Here is a 20,548-nt window from a genome sequence, read left to right on the forward strand (position 1 = left end):
AACATGGGTGGAATGGAATGGCTTTCGAAAATTTGCTGGTTCGCCTGATTGCAATGTTCGGAAAAGGAGAGTTATCGAACAGGCTTTCGCAGTTTGATCCGCCGTCCCGCGGCGATATTCTCCACGACGGGCTCGTTGGAGCAGGCAAGACCTGGGGCGGTGTCCTCGGGGCCGCGGCGGGGATAACCGGCGGCCAGGCTGTTGGTGGTCCGTATGGGGCAATCGCGGGCGGAGCGGTGCTGGCACCCACGGGGAGTCTCGCAGGAGGATGGGCCGCGCACGGTGCCTATCTTCAAGGTTTGCTCATCAACGACATTCTCACGCACCCCGAGAACTGGACCGTTGACGCGGCGGGCGCGATCATCCCGGCCGCGGCAAACATTGCGAACGATCCGCCGCGGCAGAATGCGAGCCGGTCGAGCGCCTTCGGTAGCGGAGCAACTCCGCTTCAGTATTCTCCCGCTCCGAATGCAGGAACGTACCGCATCCCCCTGCCGAGCTCCGGCGTGCTCGGCAGGAATCCATCGACATCGGTCCAGCCAGACGCGCCCTGGGACCTTTCCGTTCGCTTTGGCCGATGGAGCGGTCTCGGTGGGGTATTGAGTCCGGCGACCGCATATGCGTCCGCAGGAGATGGATACGACGCGCCGTCGCCTCAGGCCGCCAGCGCGCCAGCTCCGAGCATGCCCGAACAAAGCGCCATCGATGTGCGCGCGGTCCGTCGCAGCGACATTCGCCGGTTGGCGCGGAGCGATGATCCGAACGAGGCCGATGTGTTTACGACAGGCGCCCGGCCGGTGCCGTACCTGTCGCGCTGGTGAAGCTGCGCCGCCACGCGATGTGGTGAATTTGATCAAAAGGTATTTCATGACAAAGATGTCGATTTCCGAAGTGAAGGCGATGCTCGCCTCCGAGAAAGCCAACGCGCTCGCCGCGATGTCGGCGGCGCGGCTCGCCGAGGAGCGGGCGGATGCGATGGACTATTATCTCGGCGACATGCGCAAGGACATGCCGGCGCAGGACGGCCGCTCGCGCGCGGTGTCGACCGACGTCGCCGACACCATCGAAGGCCTGATGCCGCAGCTGATGGACATCTTCGCCGGCTCCGACGAGGTCGTGCGCTTCGAGCCGGTCGGCCCCGAGGACGTCGCGGCCGCACAGCAGGAGACGGACTACGTCAACCACGTCTTCATGCAGCAGAACGGCGGCTTCATGGTGCTCTATTCCTTCATCAAGGACGCGCTGCTGTCGAAGGCCGGCATCGTCAAGGTCTGGTGGGAGGAGCGGGAGGAGGAGGGCCGCGAGACCTATTACGATCTCACGGACGACCAGTTCGCGCTGCTGGCCCAGGATGTGGCGGAATCGAACGGCGCGATGAAGATCGTCGCGCACACGGTGCACGATGGGACCGACGAGAGAGATACGTTGCAAGCAACGTCTTAGGATTCAGGTCGGGGCAAACCCAGGGCAATCGCATATGGAGCCGATTTCGCGTGTGGCCATTCTTCGAGGCGCCCGCCGTTGGCGGGCCCTCAGGGGATGAGGCTTGAGGGCGCGGCTGCATTTTCAACGAGCACCGATGCTTCTTAGCCTCATCCTGAGCCCCCAGCGCCGAAAGCGGACGCTGCACATGGAGAGGAGACCGCCAAGTGGTCGTCTCGAAGGATGAGGCGCGCGCCCAAGTCGCGCAAAATGCCATATGCGATTGACCAAGGGCGAACCGGGAAACCGCCGGCGCAATTGCGCGCGGTGCCGCATTGGATCGGAGGCCTCTTCGTCGCCGCGGCGAGAGGTGTCTCCATCTACACAAATTCGTTTCGTCGGCCCATCAAGCTCGGCCGCCTCTATCACTGGAAGCGATCGTAGGGACACCGACTGGGCGTCCCTGGTGGACTGCTCGGCATGATCCAAGACTACATGCGCAACATCGGCTACTACCATGGGCCAGGTACTGGATCATATATGAAAATCCGAAATTGGCTTTGACGCGTCGGGCAAAACACCTCTATAGTGGCATCATCGAAGAGTTTACGACAGTCGTTCTGCGCAATGACGACAAGGGCTGTATTAGGCCGGGAGCAGGCCGACCGGATTGAACTGTTGTCCGTGCTGCCAGTATGGCTGTACGATTTAGACTCAGAGACGTGTGATCGCCGACGACTTCTTGCTTTGTGTTGGAGCCGGTATCCGATGGTAGTCGGTTGGGTTCTGGAGTTGATTTGGTGGGGCGTCGGTTATGCCGTGGCACGACCGGTGCTACCTCTTGTTTCTTTCGGCAGGCTCCGGGTTGGGACTGCTCGCGACTCCAGCGGATTTGGTTGGGTGGGTCTGCGACGCACCGAAGAGGGGCGACTTGAAATCGAGGCCACTTTCGCCGCCCTGATCGGTCTGGTGATCTGTTGCGCCTTACTTGCAGCGGTTCTCCACTTTCTTCACTCGCGGTGATTTTGTGGTTCATCCAATGCTTTGCGCCAGCTCGGCACGCCGCTAGGCGAAGGAGCAGATCGCGAAGATCGATGCGATGCCGGCAATCGACCAGGCGAGCGCAAGACGCTCGTGCCGGGCGGCGTTCGCGAGATGAAGGCGGCCAGTATCGGTCAAGCAAGCGGGATCGCATTGGGAGATGCGGATCGACGCAGCATGACCTATCTTCAAGACGCGACCAATCGTCAATGACACGACGGTGAGAAGCAGGATTTCAAGTGATGCGAGCGACACAATGGCCGTCGTCTCGTGCATCCAGCGTGGGCGCGCGGGTAGCATCGACATCTGCGCGCCCGGCGCCACGCTGTTGAGCACCACGCGGAGGTCATTGAGATAAAGCCCCGCGATGAGAAGAAGACCGCAAACCCAGATCGCTGCGAGGATGGTCAATACCAAGGTCATGTCGGACGCCGTTCGGATCTCGAGCCGCTTTCAACATCGCCAAAAGATTCGCTGCGGTCAACAAAGGAGATTGTGATGGCGGAAAGCCACAACCCGGATCGATGGCCGGATGGCTTGTCGTTCTCTGCGCCGTTTCCGCTCCTGCCCATCGGCAGGATTGGCGGAACGTATTACTGGAATCCGGGCTCCGCGACGGCGCCGCGGTGGACCGTGAACCGCAGTCTGGGTGCGCCGGGAGCGGGATTGGAGACCGTTTTCCTTACACCTGGAATGACCAGCCGCGATACGCTCGGATTCGGTGTCAGCGGGAATGCTTCGACGTTCGTCCCGTCGGTGAGCTTGAATGCCACGTTCCCCGATCTGGGTGGGCTTCTTCCACGGCTCGCGGCACCCAAGGTGACGTCCGTGGGGGCAGGGGTGGGTACGCCGAACATGTCGCCCTCGTTGACGACGACGATGACGCCGGAGCAGATCGCCGATTGGCTGCAGATGTTCTTTGCTCCGCGCGCGATGGGCCCTTTGGATGAAGCGTCGCCGTTGGTGCGGACGTTGACGTCCGGCCGCGGCACGATTGGTGCCGCCGCAGCTGCGCCGCCTGTGGGATATCTGAACGCGGGCGACAGGAGCCCGTTAGGTGGCGGGATGGACGATTGGAGGGCGTCGGTCACACCTTCGGCGCCGCAAGAGTCAATCCAATCACCTGCCGCTGGACGGCCCGGTGGACTTCTTGGCCTCATCCAGGATGTCATGCGCGACAGGGGCTACTAGCCCGACCGGCTGCGTTTCGGCGCTGCTCGCAACTGAAAGTTCAACAAAACATGCCCATTCCCTTGCTAGCCCCGGCGCCGCCTGCGCCGATGGGCTCTCCTGTCACGCATGACGTGACCATCGTCACCACGCGCAAGCTTGCGCAGGCGTGGGTGATGGACGTGCCGCCCGAAGAATTCGGCATCGAGCGCAGTGCGCGCAGCATCGGCGATTGTAATTGTTGCTTCCACGAGGTCGTGACCAAGACCGAGGCGCAGCTGATCGCCGAAGGTTTTGACGCGAGCCAGATCAGGGCCTTGCTGCCGCACCCCGGCACGACCGAGATCGAGGCGCTGGCGCGCGACACCGTGGAGGAGCATCTGTCGGCGATCGCGGGCGGCGGCAGCGCCAGTTCGGCCGCACGGCTGGTGCGCATCACCGAGCATTATGTGCGGATGGACTACGAGGGCTCGGCGCCCCACTGCCTCTATCAGGTGATCATCGGCGGCGATCAGGCCGAGATCCTGGGCAGGGACGACAAGGACTGTATGCGGCTGGGAGCAAGTCGGCCGGATTGAACTGTTGTCGGTGCGATCAGTATGGCAGTATGATTTTGCTCAGTGATGTGTGATCGCCGACGACTTCTTGTTTTCGTCATGGAGCCAATATCAGATGGTAGTCGGGTGGTTTCTGGAGCTGATTTGGTGGGGCGTCGGTTATGCCGTGGCACGACTGGTGCTGCCTCTTGTATCTTTCGGCCATGTCCAGGTCGGGACTGCTCGCGACGCCGGCGGATTTGGTTGGCTAGGTTTGCGCCGCATCGAAAATGGACGACTTGAAGTCGAGGCTACTTTCGCTGCCCTGATCGGCCTGGTGATTTTTTGCGCCGGGCTTGCAGGGGTTCTATATTTTATCCACTGAGCGAGCGCATTTTCGTTCCTCGTATCGGAAACGAGCGGATGACGCCGCACCTTTGGGTGTGCTGCGCCTTGGTTGTCTGACACGACCGCTAAACGGCGCGTCCCAATTTTGAAATATTCCACGATCCTCGATCAACGCTGCTCTTTCGAACCATCTGAGTTCGATCGACAGGGCTGTCGATCGACATTCGTAGAAAAAAGATATGGAGAGCGAATATGTCGCGACTGCCTACCAAAGTCGGAAAGGGAGCTGCGGTTTGGGCAGCGGCTCAAGCTATGGCCAACGAGATCATGAAGCTCGAGCTAAATCGCGATGAATCGTATGTCGATCGCATAAAACGAGAGCTCAATCTTCGGGGATATGAGCAAGCGCGAGCCCTCTACGATTCGAATCCTACCTATTGGCGGAAGCTGTATGGTAGCGATCCTCTTAACTCGCTAAATCATCCCGCCTCGCCGCCAAGCAGTTTACTGCCACAGGATCCGTCGGCGCACGACCGTGGCAATATTTACCTTAATTCGGAACCAATGGACGCCGGGACGCATGGCCCGTTCGGGACTGGCGGACAGTTCGTGCCAAGCCCGGCTGTCTCGTCACGGCCGCTCTACGAGACGCGCTCGTTTGCAGCGTCATCGGACGACGCCGCGCGAGGCGCTGTCGATCATAGGAGGCCGGTACGGCAGCTCGTCCGGGTGCCCGATGGAAGTAAGGCCCCGTCAGACGCGGAAGCGTTCAGGGCCGCGCCGATTCCCTTTGTGGATGGCACAATACGGGTCCAGCAGTCGCTCGACAACTCGCTTCCGGCGCCCGGGGCGGCGCCTTGGGATCTCTCGGACCGCTTCGGCAGTTGGAACGGCCTTGGTGGTGTATTCGGACCCCTGAGATAGATAAGTGAAGGTCGAGCCTGTCAGTGCGGTGCCGCTTCGGTGTACGCCACGCAGACTGCTCTTCCGGTCTGAAGCTGTAGCGCGGCAGCGCCAACTAAATTGGCGGCTCGCGGCAATTAGCGCCCGGCGCGATCGAAAGTTCAACAAAACATGCCCATTCCCTTGCTAGCCCCGGCGCCGCCCGCGCCGATGGGGTCTCCTGTCACGCATGACGTCACCATCGTCACCACGCGCAAGCTTGCGCAGGCGCGGGTGATGGGTGTGCCTCCCGAAGAGTTCGGCATCGAGCGCGGTGCGCGCAGCATCCGCGACTGCAATTATTGCTTCCACGAGGTCGTGACCAAGACCGAGGCGCAGCTGATCGCGGAAGGCTTCGATGCCGGGCAGATCAGGGCTTTGCAGCCCCATACGGGCACCACCGAGATCGAGACGCTGGCGCGCGACACCGTGGAAGAGCATCTGTCCGCGACCGCGGGCGGCGGCGGCGCCAATTCGGCCGCAAGGCTGGTGCGCATCACCGAGCACTATGTGCGGATGGATTACGAGGGCTCGGGCCGCCCCTGCCTCTACCAGGTGATCACCGGCGGCGATCAGGCCGAGATCCTGCGCAAGGACGGCAAGGACTGCATCACGCCGTTCGACGAGATGCCGTTTGCGGCGACCACGCCGGTGCCGGTGACCCATCGTTTCTTCGGCCGCTCGATCGCCGACCTCGTCATGCCACTGCAGCGCGAGAAGACGGCGCTGAAGCGCGGCGCGCTCGACAATCTCTATCTGCATAACAATCCTCGCGTCGAGGTTGCCGAGCAGAATGCCGGGCCGAACACGCTGGACGATTTGCTGGTGTCGCGGCCGGGCGGGGTGGTCCGCACCAAGACGGCGGGCGGGCTGAACTGGCAGGTGGTGCCCGACATCACGACGTCGATCTACCCGATGCTGCAATATATCGACGCCGAGCTCGAGATCCGCACCGGGCTCGGCAAGCAGACGCAGGGCATCGACGCCAACGCGTTGCAGAACCAGTCGGCGACGGCGGTCGCCCAGGTGTTCTCGGCCTCGCAGATGCGCATCAAGCTGATCGCGCGCATCATGGCCGAAGGCGTGCGCGATATCTTCGCGCTGCTGCATGGCACGATCCGCAAGCACGGCCAGCGCCAGGAGACGGTGCGGTTGCGCAATTCCTGGGTCGAGGTCAATCCGCGCAACTGGAAGACGCGCGACGACATGACCATCAATGTCGGCCTCGGCGCCGGCGGCAAGGCGCAGCAATTCGCCCAGACCATGGCGATCGCCAACGTCCAGAAGGAGCTGCTCGCGGGCGGCAAGCTCAACCTGGTCGGCGACCGCCAGCTCTACAACACGGCGGCCGAGCTGACCCGGATCATGGGGCACCGAAATCCCGATCAGTTCTTCAACGATCCCATGGCCGTCAATCCACAGACCGGGCAGTTGCTGCATCCGCTCCCGGCACCGCCGCAGCCGCCGCCCGACCCGAAGCTGCTGGCCTTGCAGGCGCGGCTCCAGGCCGACCAGCTCGCTGCCGCGCACAAGGCGCAGATGGAGCGCGAAAAGGCGCAAGCCGATGCAATCCACCAGCAGGTGAAGATGCAAGCCGAGATCGAGATCGCCAGGATCAGGGCGGGCCTGGATGCGAAGATCGCGGTGCTCGATGCGCATCTGAAGGCGCTTGGCCACGAGCAGAAGCGTGAGCATGCGCAGGAGCAGCATCGGATGGATGTCGCGGAAGCCGCGCTCGATCTCGCCGCATCGGCGGCGCGTCGCGAGATGAAAAGGCGGCCGAACGAGGGGGAGGGGAGCAATGTCTGACGAGAGCACTCTGGAGCGGGCGGCGGCAAGGGCAGTCAGGGCCAAAGCATTGCTCGATGATGAAATCCTGAATGAGGCGTTCGCGGCGCTCGAGAAGAGCTACGTCGCAGCCTGGCGTGCCACCACGGTGGACGACGCCGCCGGTCGCGAAAAGCTGTTCCTCGCCATCAACATCGTCGGCAAGGTGCGGGACCACCTCGCTGGCGTCGTTGCCAACGGCCAGCTAGCGCGGGCGGAGCTGAAGGAGCTCGCGGAGACGGCGGAGCGGCGGAAGCGGTTCGGGATCATTTAGTTCTTGCAACCAAGGCGAGAGCGTTCAATAATGTTCTTTGTTTGTTCTTTAGCTGGTGATGGGCATTGTGCAGGTGGCCTCACCCCAAGGCTTGAGTAATTGCATGCGGTTCTGCCCGATCGATCTTGATCTGCGTTCTTCGTTCTTTTTCGCTGTGCTGGGATTGCTTGTTACGGCCACTGTGTGCCGTGCCGAAGGGGCTTCGCCTGGACCGCCAGCCAAGCCTCCAGCCGTTCCGACCTTCGAGAAATTGCCGCATACACCGCTGCCGAAAGGCGAGTTCATCGCGTGGTGCGGAGATCGGGAGCGCTATCTGCTCGCGACGGATGGTCAGTATGTCGACGCATACGATGGAAGCGCCAAGATCTCCGCCCCTTCCCCTACAGGGTCCAGATGGGTCCAATGCGGAGCGGACGGGCAGTACATCGTTTTTCCTGAGGATGATGCCGGACGTGTGCGGAAGTTCGAGCTCGAGACCGGCAAGAGTGCGATCCTGGCGACGTTCGACGGCCGATCACGTCCGGACATTGGGATAGCATTCTCCCCAGACATGAAGACCGTAGCTTCGGACAAGCCGCTGCAATTGACGGCCGAAGCCGGAGAGTTGCGCACCATCAGCGTCCCCGCGACGACGAGGCGGCCGGTCTCCAAAATCGTTTGGTCTCCCGACAGCTCGAAGTTCTTCGTGGCCTACTCCGATACAGTCGATGTCATGGACGCGCAGGGCAAGAGAATCGGAGGAGGCAAGATTCGAAAAGATTCGGCTGTCACCGCAGGGTGGTTCGACGCTGAACAGAAGTCACTGTTTCTGTTTCTCTTCTCGGACGAAATTCAGGGCATCGGCTCTTTTGTGAGATGCCGCATCGCGGATTGGCGATGTGTGCAACTAAAGGAGCGGGTTGAGCAGGCCGCAGGCGGTGGCAAGGGCTTGATGGGCATCGTCGTTCCGATCGACCGCCCGAAGCTGCCTGACGACGATTCAAGCGTTCCCTACCAGCGCTACGCGGCGGAGCTTCGCGACAATTCATTTCGTCTGCTGTTCCGGCAGGAGTTTACCCTGGCAGCCGGTCAAACCAACCCTCGGCTTTATGTGTCCCCATCGGCCGCTACCGCATTGCTGTCGTGGCGGCTGACGGAACGCGCGAAATGCCCCGATCCGGCCAACGACAAGTGCCAGCCCGGATGGATACTGGATATTGGAAAGGCCATTGAATGAGTGATCCTTACAACCCCGGGCCGCCGTTTCGCGGCACCTCGGCTTATGGCAGGCGAAAAGATCCGATGACCGGTGAACTCGGAAAATTCCACTCAGGCCAGGATTTCGCGGCCCGCCCCGGCACTCCGATTCCGGCAGCGGCACCTGGAGAAGTCGTTTACTCTGGTTTCAACGACAACTTTGGCAACACCGTCATCGTGAGGAATGAAGCGGGCTCTATGCTCATATGCAGGAAGGCCAGCCCGATGCCGAAGCCCGGCCAGCGCGTCTGGCCCGGAGATATCATCGGCAACGTCGGAAGCATTGGTGCCCGCAGCACCGGACCTCATTTGCATTACTCGGTCATTAAAAATGAAAATGCGACCCCGGCCTTGGGACGAGACTATCGAAATGGAGGAGCTCTTGGCGTTGCCGTAAACCGCGACACCACGATTGACCCTGCAGGATTTGACACCAGTGTCCCTCATCCGGTTCAGGCGGCGGCCGCCGCCGGGGCGCCGGTCACTTTGGCTCCCCTGCGCGGATTGGGCTTTCCAAGTCGCGACGGTGTTGTTGCCGATCGCTATGGCGCTTGGAATTCTCGGCCGGGTGACCCTGCCGCCGCTCAATCGGCAACGGCACCGCGGCCCGGCGGATTGCCGGGCATGATCGCGGACTATCTGCGCCAGAGCCACGGCACGGCAGGCAACTCGCAGGCAACCATTGGCTTACCCGCGGTGCCATTCGTGACGGAAGATGATCCATTGTCGGAAGGGCGACCCGCCAGTTTCAAAGATCGCTTCGGCGACTGGTCTGCCATTCGCCAATTGTCATCGCGCTGGGAGTCAAGGTGACTATCGGCGACGATGCATTGGCGCGTGCGCTCGTGAGGCTAGTCGGAAACCAGGCGGCGAACAGCATGCTCGTACGAAACTTCACGCGCGTCGGTGTGGTCGGCATCTTTCGTTCGCTCACAGGAATGCTCTCGTTCTGCACTTTCACTCTCCTCCTCTTCGGTCAGTCAGGCGCCCAAGAGAACTTGTTCGACAAGGCGGCATTCCATCGCGCGGCTGATTATTGCCGTAGTGTTGTCGAGCGTCCAATCGCGCTCAGCGACGATCAGGCAATCCTGTGTCTTGACGGCCGGATCGAGAAGGATGCCGACGTATCGCCGGCGAAGAAGCTGAAGGAGGGCGGTCGCTTCGTCGTTCGAAGCGCCGGAGGCGACATCGCGTGTCCGATCGGACCTACGTACTGAAGGGAGGTCTGGTTGCCTGGGACTATGAGAGCACCGATCCCGCGTTTCCATCCTGCGCCAACTTCGCGATGGAAAAGACGCGAGATGGAGATTTCCGCCTGCAGCGCGGCTCCTGTCGGCCCTTGCCGGCTGACGAGGCTCGTTGGCAGGACATCCTGCTGGCCCAAACCGGATTTTACAAGGAACGCATGGTCGACCCGTACTTCGAGCCGACGCCGGACAATCGCTATCTGCGAAAGGCCGTGAAGTCCCTCTATACCGATACTCATGCTTACCACCATATCGGCTGGACTCTTCACCCCAGATACTTTGCGAACTTGTTCAAGGCAAAGATTGTCTACGAGTCCTATCCAGAGGGGCAGGCCGAGGTGGACGAAATGGTGGCACGGCTACGGCTCGACATGAAGGTGATTTACGATCCGTAGCCCGGGCGCTCGTTCGATGGCGAAGTGAACCAATTTGAGGGAATCATATGAATTCCGATCAGGCGCTGCCCGCTCGGGCAACTTTCGGGGGAGAGATTTTCCGGCGGCAACCCTGGCTGACCTACATCTTCGCAGCGATGACCCTTCTGGGCTGGTTCGGCGGGCGCTTCCTGACGTTTCTATTGCCGGACGCGTCCTACTGGTTGCTGCTGATCGGCGCATTTGGTGCGGTTGTGGCGCTGATCTGGCTGATCGTCTGCGCCTTTCTGCCCAAGCCTCGGAGCGCGCCGATTCTCCTTGCGACCCTGGTGATCATTCAGGCTGCAGGGATGATCAAAGCGCAGTCCGGCGGGGGCCTTACGGGATTGGGATTCCGCATCCACGCTTCGCCGATCGAGCAGTATCTTGCGAAGTGCAAGAAGTTCGATTTCGCAGAGAATGGCGAAATGCACACAATAAGCGCCTGCGAGAGCAGTGCTTTTGAGCCGGGATTTCCCCCCCGGATTGGCGTATCTCACGGTCATACATGATCCCACGGGGAATCTTCTCAAGCCGGAGTCTAAGAGGTCGCAAGAATGGAACAGGGCGTTCTACAAAGTTAGAGAGACTGAAGCGGCGATCTTGAGGTTTGAGGGCGCTACACGGCTATCTAACGATTTCTATCTTGCTACTCTTTCATACTAGAGCTGCTCCCCAAGAGATCCGGCTGGCGTTCCGCGAAGGCCGGTGACCATTCTTACGTCCTAGATTGCAAAACCGGTTCGGTTGGCTCCTGTCATCAAGGCGGCCAGCCAAGCTGGCGCGATCCGATCCGCATCCGGCGCACGCTCCGCGACCGTTGCGTGCAAGCGCTCTCGATCAGATCAACCGACGCGCATCTGCTGAAACGTCAGTGTGCACTGACTCGACATATTTAAGGAGATGATATGACAGATCCGACATTCTACGTTGCAGCACAGGAGCGCGGTAGCAGCAAGATAACCGGCTACGTTCCATCGACGTTTCTCATGCGTAACGGAAAGTATGTGATTGATCCAGCGGCGGAGCATCACAGCAGTTCCTCTACTCCGATTCATTGGGGGGCAATAAAACGCCTGGCTCGATCGCGAATCCCAACAACTACGTGATCGTTCCAAGAGTCCATGATCAGGCTGCGGCCAGACGTGTCGCTGACTCGATCGCGGCGATGCGAGGGCTGGGTACAGTGCCGGTATTGGCGCTGTTGACGCATTCATTCATGGCGGATGGACCCGAAGACCTGCAGCGCCATCAGCGCTGGGGCATCCCGTCAAACTCGTTCGTTCCCGCCTATACTAGCTCCGCGTCTGATCATTTCGGATATGTGACCGGGGCCGCGGGACTACCGCGCGAACTGGCCGAGACTGGTGGAGGGATGCGCAATCTGTTCAACAGGATCAGACATCCAAGGGATAACATTGACACCAGTGGAAAGCTCTTTCTGAGCAAGATCAATGAAGCCAATATTGCTCAAGGTTATGAAGCTGGCGCCGCGGCAAGGCAACAGCCGTCGGCCTATAACGATTACGGCTATCCCGCCTCAGCTCGGAACACCGCAAAGGGGATCGGTGAGGGCGGTGGCGTCTTGTCGTTTCTGCCTTCGCTGACAGGCGTAAATCCGGACGAGCCAGCGCCGCCCGCGTGGCCGCCACAGACTGCTGCGCCGGTGCGCTATCTCAGTTCGTACATTGTGCGGCCATAGCGTCGCATTTCGCCGCAACGCCGCCCCCGCCTTTGGCGGGCTCCCGGCAAAGAGGTTTCGTGCTGCCGAACCGGAATCGCAATTCCGCGCGATCGTTTCAGGCGAGACCGCAACGTCGAAGATTGAAATATCCACGCCTTGACGCGCCGACGGCAGGACTACGGCCTGCACGCCAGGTGACGCGCGGCTTCTTTGAAGGAATCCCGATGGCCCTACCAACTTCAACTTTCGTCACCTACTCCGCGGTGGGCAACCGCGAAGACCTCAGCGACATGATCTATCGCATCGATCCCGTCGACACGCCGTTCATGAGCGGCGTCGACAAGGAGAAAGCGACTGCCGTCAACCACGAATGGCAGACGCAGGCTCTCGCGGCGGCTGACGCCGCCAATGCGCAGCTCGAAGGCGACGATCCCAACACCAACACGACCACGCCCACCGTGCGGCTCGGCAATCTCTGCCAGATCTCCTACAAGGTCGCGCGGGTCTCGGGCACGCAGCAGGCGGTGGATCACGCCGGCCGCGACAATGAGCTCGCCTATCAGGAAATGCTGAAGGGTCTCGAGCTCAAGCGCGACCTCGAGACCATCCTGTGCGGCACCAACCAGGCCAAGGTGGTCGGCAACACCACGACGCCGCGCAAGACGGCGTCCGTCCTGTCCTGGATCGTGTCAGCCACGTCGAAGGGCACCGCCGGCGGTGCGGCGGATCCGGCCGCGGCCGACGGCACCGGCACGCGAACCGACGGCACCCAGCTCGCCTTTACCGAGGTGCGCCTGAAGACCGTGCTCTCCTCGATCTGGACCAATGGCGGCAAGCCCGGCACCATCATGACCGGCGCCTTCAACAAGCAGGTGTTCTCGACCTTCACGGGACGCTCCACCGCAATCGAGGAGTCCAAGTCGAAGAAGATCGTTGCATCCGTCGATGCGTATGAGTCCGATTTCGGCAAGCTCAAGGTGGTCGCCAATCGCTTCCAGCGGCCGCGCGACGTCCTGGTGCTCGAGCTCGACAAATGGGCGGTGGCCTATCTCAACGGTCGCAACATGATCTCGATCCCGCTCGCCAAGACCGGCGATTCCGACCGCCGGCAGATCCTGGCCGAATACGCGCTGGTGTCCCGCAACGAGAAGGCCTCCGGCGGCATCTTCGACAACACCACTTCCTGAGCGACCACGATCATCCATCTCAACCTCGGGGCAGCCTTCGGGCTGCCCTTTCCTTTTGGAGAGCCAAAGATGCCGCTTCCCGGCAATCGTACCCTCAATACCGCCGAGCTCACGGCCTACACGCCGTCCTGCGGCGCGAGCCCCGTCGCCGCCTATGTCCGCGTTCCCTTTCGCTGTCGATTGCTGAAAGTCGCCGGCATCCTCGGTGGTGCGATCACGACCGCCGACGGCACCATCACCGCCTCGTCCAATGCGACGACGCTGGCGACGTTCACCGTCACGCAGCCAGGATCCGCCGCGGGCCAATTGTTCTCGGCCGTACCGCCGTCACCGAGCTATCTCAACGAGGACGACGTGATCGTGCTGACACCTTCGGGCGCTTCCGGCACGACGATCCCCATGCATTTCTCGATCTCCGTGAGGACCGCCTGACATGTCGTTCTTCTCCAAACAAAACTCTTCGCGTGTCGGTCCGACCCAGACAGTCGCGTACGACAGCAGCGTCGGCGCCACCAACGCATTCGGACCGGAGACCTTTCAGGTCCGCCTGGTCGCCAATTCAGGCTGCTGTTACCGGATCGGCGATGGCGCACAGACGGCCACCATTTCAGATCCCTATCTGCCGGCCAACACCGTCGAATACGTCACGGTCAGCCCAGGCCAGCGCATCGCGGCACTGAAGGCCGCGACCAACGGCCTGGTCACTGCGACTGCCGGCACGCTGTGGGTGACGGAGTTGTCGTGATGGACGGCATGATGATCAGACCTCACCTCGACAGCAACGGCCGCGAGCTTGCGATCGAGCACATCCAGGACGTGGCGCCGATCCTGGAGTGGAACAGGCAGGCGCGCCAGGACGAGCAGCACGGTGACTGGGGGCGGCACGTCGCCCGCATTCCCAATGTCATCTACGTCCAATGGCTCAACGAGGAGCACGCAAGGGGCAACACCTCGCTGCGGCTGTTCACGCCCGAATTCGACGCGATCGTGCAGCGCAAGCTGGACGATCCCGAATGGGCCTACTTGCGAACCGACAGGCCGAAATTGCAGGCCGGCTGGTCAGCGGAGCTCACGTGACCCAGATCACCGATTACATATCGTTGCAAACGGCAGTGACCGAGTATCTTGCGCGCGATCAGGATGCGACGCTGATCGCGCGAATCCCGACATTCATTCAGCTCGCTGAGGCCAAGTTCAACCGCCAGCTCTTCGTCCGGCAGATGGAGCAGCGCGCGACGGCGGTGGTCGATCTCGGCTCAAACGAACCCGAGTTCATCTCGTTGCCATCGGATTTTCAATCCATGCGAAGGGTTCGGCTGTCGAGCGCGACAGGGAAGCCGAGCCTTGAATTCAAATCGGGAACGCAGATGGACGAATATCGCTTCGCGACGTCAGACATCGCCGCGCAGCCGCGGTACTTCACCGTGTTCGGCAACGAGCTGGAACTCGCACCGACGCCCGATGCCGCATACACCATCGAAATGGTCTACCGGCAGAACGTGCCGCCGCTCGGGTCGAGCAGCAGCAATTGGCTGCTGACCATGGCGCCCGACCTGTATCTCTACGGCGCTCTGCTTGAGACCGCTCCGTACATCAAGGAAGACGCCCGCATCCAGACCTGGGGCCTCGGGTTCACTTCGGCGCTTGCCGATCTGAACAATCTCGGGCTGACGTCGACCTTCAATGCCGGGCCGATGACGGTGCGCGTTTCCGGACAAGTCATCTAGGAGACGACAATGGCAAGTTTCAACAAGTTCTATTGCTTCGTGCAGGACGTCGCCAACGCGCTGCACGACATGAGAACAGGCACGGCACAGGTTTACAAGGTCTATCTGACCAACACGGCGCCGCTCGTCACCAACACGGTGTACAATACGCCGGCAGACCTTGCGGCAGGCAACGGGTATACCGCCGGCGGCAACAGCGTCGGCACCATCACCGGTGCGCAAACGACGGGGACGTTCAAGTTCGTCGGCGGCACCGATCCGGCATGGACCGCCTCGGGTGGATCGATCGGACCGTTTCAATATGCGGTGCTCTACAATTCGACGTCACCCACCAAGCCACTGATCGGCTGGTGGGACTATGGCGCCGCGATCACGCTGACGAACGGCAATACCTTCACCATCGATCTCGACCAGACCAACGGCATTCTGACGATCACCTGACATGGCTGCTTTTCTCAACAATTGCCGGTTCATTCCGTCGGCCGGCGGCACGACGGATTGGGTCTATTCATCGACGGTCGGTGGCTGCCAATCGCCGGCGCTCGCCGGAGCGGTCGACGGTCGCAAGTACAAATTCATCGCGATCAGCAACGACCTGGCTCAATGGGAGATTGCGGAAGGGGTTTACACGGCCGCGAGTGGAACGTTTGCACGCGCGACCGTACTTTGTAATTCGTCAGGATCCGGCGTGGCCGCGGGGCAGTCGGGCGCGGGTTCCAGGATCAGCTTCATCGCCGCGCCGAACGTCGCCATCGTCGGCGTCAAGGAAGATCTGATTTCGATCGAAGAGCCGAACGGCTTCACCGCGGGTCAGATGGCGCAAGCCCGGGCCAATATCGGCGTGACCAGGAAGAACTATATCGTCAACGGCGGGATGCAGGTTTCACAGGAAAACGGCACGGCGGCGGGCACGACCTCCGGCTACTATCCGGTCGATCAGTGGCGAAACGAATTCAGCAACGCTGGTGCCGTCAGTACGGCACAAGTCGCAAGTTCGACACCAGGCGGGTCGCCATATCGCATTCGAACGACGGTCACAGCCGCAGATGCTTCGCTTGGAAGCACGGACTACTCCGTCATCACTCAGAAGATCGAAGGAAATCGCGTCGCCGATCTGAGGTTCGGCACTGCCGCGGCGAAGACGATTACGGTGCAATTTGGTGTCAAGGCGCCTGCCGGGACCTATTGCATTGCGGTTCGAAACGGCACCCAAAACCGGATCATCGTCGGCGAGTACACCATCGCCGCCGGCGAAGCAAACACTGACGTGGTCAAGAGCATAACCTTCGCGGGCGACGCGACCGGGACTTGGGCCTTCGACAATGCCGCCGGAATGGAGGTGATCTTCGTTCTGATGGCGGGCTCAAGCTTCGTCCAGTCTCCCAATGCGTGGAGCGCGGCTTCCAGTGTTATCGCAACCCCGAATCAATTCAACTTCATGGGTACGGTCGGCAACGTGTTCGAGATGTTCGACGTCGGTCTCTATGAGGGCAATTCGGCCCCGCCGTTTCAGCTACCGGACTTCAACGAGGAGTTGGACCGTTGTCAGCGCTACTGGGAAAAGAGCTATGACTACGCGACTGCGGTCGGAACCGCGACCAACAATGGCGTCCGCGGCTCGTTGCAGAACTCGGCACCGGCTTCATATGGCGCGGGCACGTTCCTGAAACGCAAGCGCGTGGCGCCAACGGTCACGCTATACTCGCCGAACAACGGCGCGTCCGGCAACGGATTTGATACCGTGAACCGCGCGGCCAGCGCCTCGAACGTCGGCGAAACGCAGTACATGATCGTCAACGCGTTCGGCTCCTCCACCACACCGATCCTCTACCATTACACCGCGAGCGCGAGGCTGTAGATGTCTCTTCTCGGCTTTGACGCTCTCGGACGGTGGGCGCTCGGCCAGCTGCCGAGCAGCGGCAATTTTGTGCTTCTGACGACGCGAGGCTCGGTCGCTTTCGCTGGGCAATCGGTGGCGTTCGCGACATCCGAGCCGGCGACGACTACCGGTTTCCTGGAGACAGGGATATCGGCCGGCTTCAAGGTGACACAACCGGGGAGTCCTGGGTCAGCCGCCTTCGCTGGCAATGCAGCAGCATTCGGAGTCCGACCAGCGAGCCTCGCTGGATCGTTCCTGTTGACTGGTGCAACGGCGAACTCGACGGTCCGCACGGCCGCTTCGGCGAATGCGATCCTTCTGTCAGGGACGTCGGTCCCATTTATCACGTCGCTCGGCTCTGGACCCGGCGCATTTGCGTGGGCTGGTGGCAGTACAGCCTACGACTGGGACCATGAGGCCTGGGTTCGGCGACCGTTCGACACAATGTCATGGCAGGTGGCGGCGACGTTGCCGCCGCCGGCCTGGAGTGGAGCCACCGCTGCTGCAAGCGCCTGGACGGCCGATGTGCAGAGCGAGAACGCCTGGATACCTGCTTCGATTGACCCCGAACCATGGACGGCCGAATAATGCCGCTTCGAGTTCTGGCGAAGACTGAGGGAATTTTGGAGCCTCGTTTCGCCTCGTGTAGGCATATCAGGTGGCGGCGGCGACTTTAATCGCTGCCTACGCGCGGCCAGTGGAAGCACTCAGGACTGGGAGGAATTTTGCCGGAGCATTATCTGATGAGCAAGACAGTGGAGGTGAAACCGCGAAACGAGCTTGCTGGTCGAAGACATATGAGAGCGGAAACAACAAGACCGAATGGTGTGACAATCAATTTGGCAACTTCGACGCCTCCCGCGCGGTTTGACATTGTTCCCTGTTTGTTCTGTAGATGGCGTTTGCTCTGTATCTTTGTTTGACTGCAGTCTGTTGGACGTCCGAATGGGCTACGTCAATGCCGTGGAATGAACGCGCTCTCATAGAATATGAATTTAACTACGGTAGACAGCAACGTAAGGCGGTAGCTCGGCTCGGTTTTCCCGAACGCGATGAGGCGTACGAGGACGAGTGGGTTTGCTCATTTCAGATCGAGGGCCTCAAAGATAGTAAAGTCCGTAGAGCTCGAGGGGCGGATGGACTTCAAGCTCTGACAATTGCAAGTATGGCGGTTCGCGCCTCGCTCGACCGCTTGAAAATGGTCAAGGTTGGCCGGGAGCCTTACGAGGTCGTTTTTCCACGGTATTTGCCGTTCTGTTTCGGTGTCGAATTTCAACGCCAGCTATGCGAGATGGTCGATGAGGCCATAGCGAAGAAGAGGCGGCAGATCTCCAGGCGACGTCGGCAAAGAAGATCGCGCTTATGAGAACGGGCTGGCTGCCGGTTGGGTGCCTCGATTGCGTGGGCCCATCGCGGCTGATTCAAGGCCAACCATCGCGCCGGAATCCAGCGGCTAGATGGTCGCAAATCCAAACAAGTTCCTCGTCGTTCAGGCACCGCGCCCTGCCACAACATTGAAGATCGAATCTTCTTCAAGATCCTTGCCGGCCGTGGCTGGCGAGTGATGCCGACCGATCCGTTTCCGATGAGGATATGGCGAGCTTGGGTTTGCGAGGTGCGTGCTCGACACGGTCGCCACCGAATTGAGCGGAACAACGCATCTGCGCTTACACCTTGAAATGGAATTAGCGAATATGCCACTTCTTGCCTACGGCGAATACCGCCCTGATGTCAGCGACTATGAAGGCCTGGCCTCGCGCAACATCCTCAACGTCATTCCGCGCGGCGACGGTTATGGTCCGTTTCCTTCCTTCTCCGCCTACACGTCGGCACTGCCGGCGCCATGCCGGGGTGCGTTTTACGCGTTGAAGTCGGACGGCACGGTCGTCACCTTCGCCGGCACGAGCACCAAGCTCTACCGGCTCAACAATATCGACTTCACCTGGGTCGATGTCTCCAACGGAGCCTCGTCCTATTCGGCGCTGTCGGCAACCGCGCAATGGCAGTTTGCTCAGACCGGGAACTTCGTCTTTGCCACGCAGGCGAACGCCGTGTTGCAAGTCTTCGACCTTTCGTCGTCGACCGCCTTCACCGACGCACTCGGTGCGCCGCCGCAGGCCGCCTATATCAGCGTGGTCGGACGCTTCCTGGTGCTGTCAGGTCTGCTGTCGACGCCGTACAGGATCCAGTGGTCGGGGCTAAACAATTTCAACGCCGCCGACAGCTGGACCAGTGGGATCAAGTCGTCCGACTTCCAGGACTTTCCCGACGGCGGCATCGTTCGGGGCGTTGCCGGCGGCGAATCCGGCATCGTGTTCCAGGACCAGGCGATCCGGCGCATGTCCTATGTGCCGGGCTCGCCGATCATCTTTCAGATCGACCGCATCACCCAGGACAAGGGCCTCTACGCGCCATACTCGATCATCCGCGCCGGCGAGCGCATCTTCTTCTACGCCGGCCAGGGATTTCACAAGATCGAACCGGGCGGCGTGCCGCAGCAGATCGGCCGCGAAAAGGTCGACCGCAGCTTCCTCGCGGATCTCGACAAGGGCAATCTCCAGCTATTCATGGGCGCGGCCGATCCACGCTCGACGCGGGTTTACTGGGCCTACAAGTCGGTCTCAGGCATCGTCGGCGCTTACGACAAGCTGCTCGGCTACGACTTCCTGCTCGACCGCTTCTTCCCGGTCGCAGTCACGGGCGAATACCTGCTCGGCATCTCACAGACGGGGCTGACGCTGGAGAATCTCGACAGCATCTCATCGTCGCTGGATGCGTTGACGCTGAGTCTCGATGCCTATGCGACCGCAGTGCAGCCGGAGATCGCGCAATTCTCGAATGCTCATGTGCTCGGCTTCTTCCGCGGTCCCAATCTGGAGGCGACGCTGGAAAGCGCGGAGCAGGGCACGGACGAAAACCGCATCACCATCCGCGGCTTTCGCCCGGTGACTGATGCGGCGACGCTGTTCGGGTCGGTGTCCTGGCGCGATACGCCGGCCGCAGCCGCAACGCCTGGTTCGGAAGTGCTGGTCAATGCGAGGACCGGCCGCTGCGACGTCAGGCGCGACACCCGCTACGCCCGTTTCAAGGTGCGCATCCCGGCTGCGACCGATTGGTCCTTCTGCGCCGGCATCGTTCCCGATCTCACACCCAACGGCACGCTATGACGGCTTACGTTCCGGGCATCACCGAGACCGACCTGAAGAAGATCGTGCTCGCGATTCAGCAGCTTGCGGCCGGCAGATCGAACGCCGTCGGCAGCGTGACGCTGACACCGGGTGCATCGAGCACGACGGTGACAACGGCGAATTGCGCGGCGGGATCGGTGCCGATCCTGGTGCCGGCATCAGCGAATGCCGCGGCAGAGGCAGGCAACGGGACGATGTATGTGAGCGCAGTTGCGAACGGCGCGTTCACGGTCACGCATGCGAACTCCGCGACGGCCGGGCGGGTGTTCTTGTATGCGGTGGTGGGGTGAGGGGGCGGACGCGTCGGACGTTCTGCTGATCCTGATCTAAAGCCAGCAATATTCACTTCGATCATCGATCTGACCGGGCGGCATCGTTTCCGCGCGCCCAATCGAATTGCGCCGCGCGCACTTCATGCGCGCCCTTC

Annotated in this window: 24 protein-coding genes; 23 read left to right on the forward strand and 1 reads right to left on the reverse strand. The window is 61.1% G+C overall.

Annotated elements, in window-relative coordinates:
- Positions 1-17: 17 nt before the first annotated feature.
- Positions 18-821, forward strand: a complete 804-nt coding sequence (locus AC1RQP_RS30515; RefSeq protein WP_492940469.1) for a hypothetical protein — start codon at positions 18-20, stop codon at positions 819-821.
- Between the two features lie 46 nt (positions 822-867).
- The gene (locus tag AC1RQP_RS30520; RefSeq protein WP_239625496.1) at positions 868-1,443 is read left to right on the forward strand and encodes a portal protein; all 576 of its coding nucleotides are present in this window, start codon (positions 868-870) and stop codon (positions 1,441-1,443) included.
- A gap of 1,044 nt (positions 1,444-2,487) precedes the next feature.
- On the opposite strand, the gene AC1RQP_RS30525 is transcribed toward AC1RQP_RS30520, so the two are convergent.
- Positions 2,488-2,802: a hypothetical protein gene (locus AC1RQP_RS30525; RefSeq protein WP_492940471.1), complete on the reverse strand. Its 315-nt coding sequence runs from the start codon at positions 2,800-2,802 to the stop codon at positions 2,488-2,490.
- 159 nt (positions 2,803-2,961) lie between these two features.
- Here AC1RQP_RS30525 and AC1RQP_RS30530 point away from each other — a divergent pair, with 159 nt between their 5' ends.
- The 21 genes from AC1RQP_RS30530 (at position 2,962) to AC1RQP_RS30630 (ending at position 20,411) form a co-directional block, all read left to right on the forward strand.
- Positions 2,962-3,654, forward strand: coding sequence for a hypothetical protein (locus AC1RQP_RS30530; protein ID WP_239625492.1), 693 nt, complete (start codon positions 2,962-2,964; stop codon positions 3,652-3,654).
- Positions 3,655-3,743: 89 nt separating this feature from the next.
- A complete protein-coding gene (locus tag AC1RQP_RS30535; RefSeq protein WP_492940473.1) occupies positions 3,744-4,211 on the forward strand; it encodes a portal protein in 468 nt (155 codons plus the stop codon).
- Between the two features lie 49 nt (positions 4,212-4,260).
- Positions 4,261-4,554, forward strand: a complete 294-nt coding sequence (locus tag AC1RQP_RS30540) for a hypothetical protein (RefSeq protein WP_492940475.1) — start codon at positions 4,261-4,263, stop codon at positions 4,552-4,554.
- Positions 4,555-5,630: 1,076 nt separating this feature from the next.
- Positions 5,631-7,268, forward strand: a complete 1,638-nt coding sequence (locus tag AC1RQP_RS30545) for a portal protein (RefSeq protein WP_492940477.1) — start codon at positions 5,631-5,633, stop codon at positions 7,266-7,268.
- Positions 7,261-7,560, forward strand: a complete 300-nt coding sequence (locus AC1RQP_RS30550; RefSeq protein WP_239625484.1) for a hypothetical protein — start codon at positions 7,261-7,263, stop codon at positions 7,558-7,560. Before AC1RQP_RS30545 ends, AC1RQP_RS30550 begins: the two co-directional genes overlap by 8 nt.
- A 103-nt stretch (positions 7,561-7,663) precedes the next feature.
- Positions 7,664-8,776: a WD40 repeat domain-containing protein gene (locus AC1RQP_RS30555; protein ID WP_239625482.1), complete on the forward strand. Its 1,113-nt coding sequence runs from the start codon at positions 7,664-7,666 to the stop codon at positions 8,774-8,776.
- Positions 8,773-9,609: a M23 family metallopeptidase gene (locus AC1RQP_RS30560; RefSeq protein ID WP_492940479.1), complete on the forward strand. Its 837-nt coding sequence runs from the start codon at positions 8,773-8,775 to the stop codon at positions 9,607-9,609. Before AC1RQP_RS30555 ends, AC1RQP_RS30560 begins: the two co-directional genes overlap by 4 nt.
- Positions 9,606-10,013 (forward strand): hypothetical protein, encoded by a 408-nt coding sequence (locus AC1RQP_RS30565; protein ID WP_492940481.1) that lies wholly within the window; start codon positions 9,606-9,608, stop codon positions 10,011-10,013. The genes AC1RQP_RS30560 and AC1RQP_RS30565 overlap by 4 nt, the downstream gene beginning before the upstream one ends.
- Positions 9,989-10,438, forward strand: a complete 450-nt coding sequence (locus AC1RQP_RS30570; RefSeq protein WP_492940483.1) for a hypothetical protein — start codon at positions 9,989-9,991, stop codon at positions 10,436-10,438. Before AC1RQP_RS30565 ends, AC1RQP_RS30570 begins: the two co-directional genes overlap by 25 nt.
- 47 nt (positions 10,439-10,485) lie before the next feature.
- The gene (locus AC1RQP_RS30575; RefSeq protein WP_492940485.1) at positions 10,486-10,968 is read left to right on the forward strand and encodes a hypothetical protein; all 483 of its coding nucleotides are present in this window, start codon (positions 10,486-10,488) and stop codon (positions 10,966-10,968) included.
- A 545-nt stretch (positions 10,969-11,513) separates the two neighbouring features.
- A complete protein-coding gene (locus tag AC1RQP_RS30580; RefSeq protein WP_492940487.1) occupies positions 11,514-12,158 on the forward strand; it encodes a hypothetical protein in 645 nt (214 codons plus the stop codon).
- A gap of 206 nt (positions 12,159-12,364) precedes the next feature.
- A complete protein-coding gene (locus AC1RQP_RS30585; protein ID WP_492940489.1) occupies positions 12,365-13,327 on the forward strand; it encodes a DUF5309 domain-containing protein in 963 nt (320 codons plus the stop codon).
- A gap of 69 nt (positions 13,328-13,396) precedes the next feature.
- Entirely contained in the window at positions 13,397-13,759 is a 363-nt protein-coding gene (locus tag AC1RQP_RS30590) for a hypothetical protein (protein ID WP_492940491.1), read from the forward strand.
- A gap of 1 nt (position 13,760) precedes the next feature.
- Positions 13,761-14,072: a hypothetical protein gene (locus AC1RQP_RS30595; RefSeq protein ID WP_492940493.1), complete on the forward strand. Its 312-nt coding sequence runs from the start codon at positions 13,761-13,763 to the stop codon at positions 14,070-14,072.
- The gene (locus AC1RQP_RS30600) at positions 14,072-14,404 is read left to right on the forward strand and encodes a hypothetical protein (protein ID WP_492940495.1); all 333 of its coding nucleotides are present in this window, start codon (positions 14,072-14,074) and stop codon (positions 14,402-14,404) included. The genes AC1RQP_RS30595 and AC1RQP_RS30600 overlap by 1 nt, the downstream gene beginning before the upstream one ends.
- Positions 14,401-15,054: a phage adaptor protein gene (locus AC1RQP_RS30605; RefSeq protein WP_239625462.1), complete on the forward strand. Its 654-nt coding sequence runs from the start codon at positions 14,401-14,403 to the stop codon at positions 15,052-15,054. Before AC1RQP_RS30600 ends, AC1RQP_RS30605 begins: the two co-directional genes overlap by 4 nt.
- Before the next feature lie 9 nt (positions 15,055-15,063).
- Positions 15,064-15,495, forward strand: coding sequence for a hypothetical protein (locus AC1RQP_RS30610; RefSeq protein ID WP_492940497.1), 432 nt, complete (start codon positions 15,064-15,066; stop codon positions 15,493-15,495).
- Between the two features lies 1 nt (position 15,496).
- Positions 15,497-16,912, forward strand: a complete 1,416-nt coding sequence (locus AC1RQP_RS30615) for a hypothetical protein (protein WP_492940499.1) — start codon at positions 15,497-15,499, stop codon at positions 16,910-16,912.
- 979 nt (positions 16,913-17,891) lie between these two features.
- Complete coding sequence (locus tag AC1RQP_RS30620) at positions 17,892-18,299, forward strand: DUF6968 family protein (protein WP_492940501.1); 408 nt, start codon at positions 17,892-17,894, stop codon at positions 18,297-18,299.
- Positions 18,300-18,627: 328 nt separating this feature from the next.
- Positions 18,628-20,100, forward strand: coding sequence for a hypothetical protein (locus AC1RQP_RS30625; RefSeq protein WP_239625456.1), 1,473 nt, complete (start codon positions 18,628-18,630; stop codon positions 20,098-20,100).
- Complete coding sequence (locus AC1RQP_RS30630; RefSeq protein WP_239625454.1) at positions 20,097-20,411, forward strand: hypothetical protein; 315 nt, start codon at positions 20,097-20,099, stop codon at positions 20,409-20,411. Before AC1RQP_RS30625 ends, AC1RQP_RS30630 begins: the two co-directional genes overlap by 4 nt.
- The last annotated feature ends 137 nt before the right edge of the window (positions 20,412-20,548 follow it).

The sequence above is a fragment of the Bradyrhizobium sp. GW821-FHT13H06 genome (assembly GCF_058803975.1).

Coding starts and splice junctions, on each gene's coding strand:
- AC1RQP_RS30520 (WP_239625496.1), top strand. CDS start 868: ATGACAAAGATGTCGATTTCCGAAGTGAAGGCGATGCTCGCCTCCGAG.
- AC1RQP_RS30615 (WP_492940499.1), top strand. CDS start 15,497: ATGGCTGCTTTTCTCAACAATTGCCGGTTCATTCCGTCGGCCGGCGGC.
- AC1RQP_RS30620 (WP_492940501.1), top strand. CDS start 17,892: ATGCCGTGGAATGAACGCGCTCTCATAGAATATGAATTTAACTACGGT.
- AC1RQP_RS30600 (WP_492940495.1), top strand. CDS start 14,072: ATGGACGGCATGATGATCAGACCTCACCTCGACAGCAACGGCCGCGAG.
- AC1RQP_RS30560 (WP_492940479.1), top strand. CDS start 8,773: ATGAGTGATCCTTACAACCCCGGGCCGCCGTTTCGCGGCACCTCGGCT.
- AC1RQP_RS30515 (WP_492940469.1), top strand. CDS start 18: ATGGCTTTCGAAAATTTGCTGGTTCGCCTGATTGCAATGTTCGGAAAA.
- AC1RQP_RS30530 (WP_239625492.1), top strand. CDS start 2,962: ATGGCGGAAAGCCACAACCCGGATCGATGGCCGGATGGCTTGTCGTTC.
- AC1RQP_RS30550 (WP_239625484.1), top strand. CDS start 7,261: ATGTCTGACGAGAGCACTCTGGAGCGGGCGGCGGCAAGGGCAGTCAGG.
- AC1RQP_RS30535 (WP_492940473.1), top strand. CDS start 3,744: ATGGGCTCTCCTGTCACGCATGACGTGACCATCGTCACCACGCGCAAG.
- AC1RQP_RS30630 (WP_239625454.1), top strand. CDS start 20,097: ATGACGGCTTACGTTCCGGGCATCACCGAGACCGACCTGAAGAAGATC.
- AC1RQP_RS30555 (WP_239625482.1), top strand. CDS start 7,664: ATGCGGTTCTGCCCGATCGATCTTGATCTGCGTTCTTCGTTCTTTTTC.
- AC1RQP_RS30545 (WP_492940477.1), top strand. CDS start 5,631: ATGGGGTCTCCTGTCACGCATGACGTCACCATCGTCACCACGCGCAAG.
- AC1RQP_RS30610 (WP_492940497.1), top strand. CDS start 15,064: ATGGCAAGTTTCAACAAGTTCTATTGCTTCGTGCAGGACGTCGCCAAC.
- AC1RQP_RS30595 (WP_492940493.1), top strand. CDS start 13,761: ATGTCGTTCTTCTCCAAACAAAACTCTTCGCGTGTCGGTCCGACCCAG.
- AC1RQP_RS30625 (WP_239625456.1), top strand. CDS start 18,628: ATGCCACTTCTTGCCTACGGCGAATACCGCCCTGATGTCAGCGACTAT.
- AC1RQP_RS30585 (WP_492940489.1), top strand. CDS start 12,365: ATGGCCCTACCAACTTCAACTTTCGTCACCTACTCCGCGGTGGGCAAC.
- AC1RQP_RS30590 (WP_492940491.1), top strand. CDS start 13,397: ATGCCGCTTCCCGGCAATCGTACCCTCAATACCGCCGAGCTCACGGCC.
- AC1RQP_RS30575 (WP_492940485.1), top strand. CDS start 10,486: ATGAATTCCGATCAGGCGCTGCCCGCTCGGGCAACTTTCGGGGGAGAG.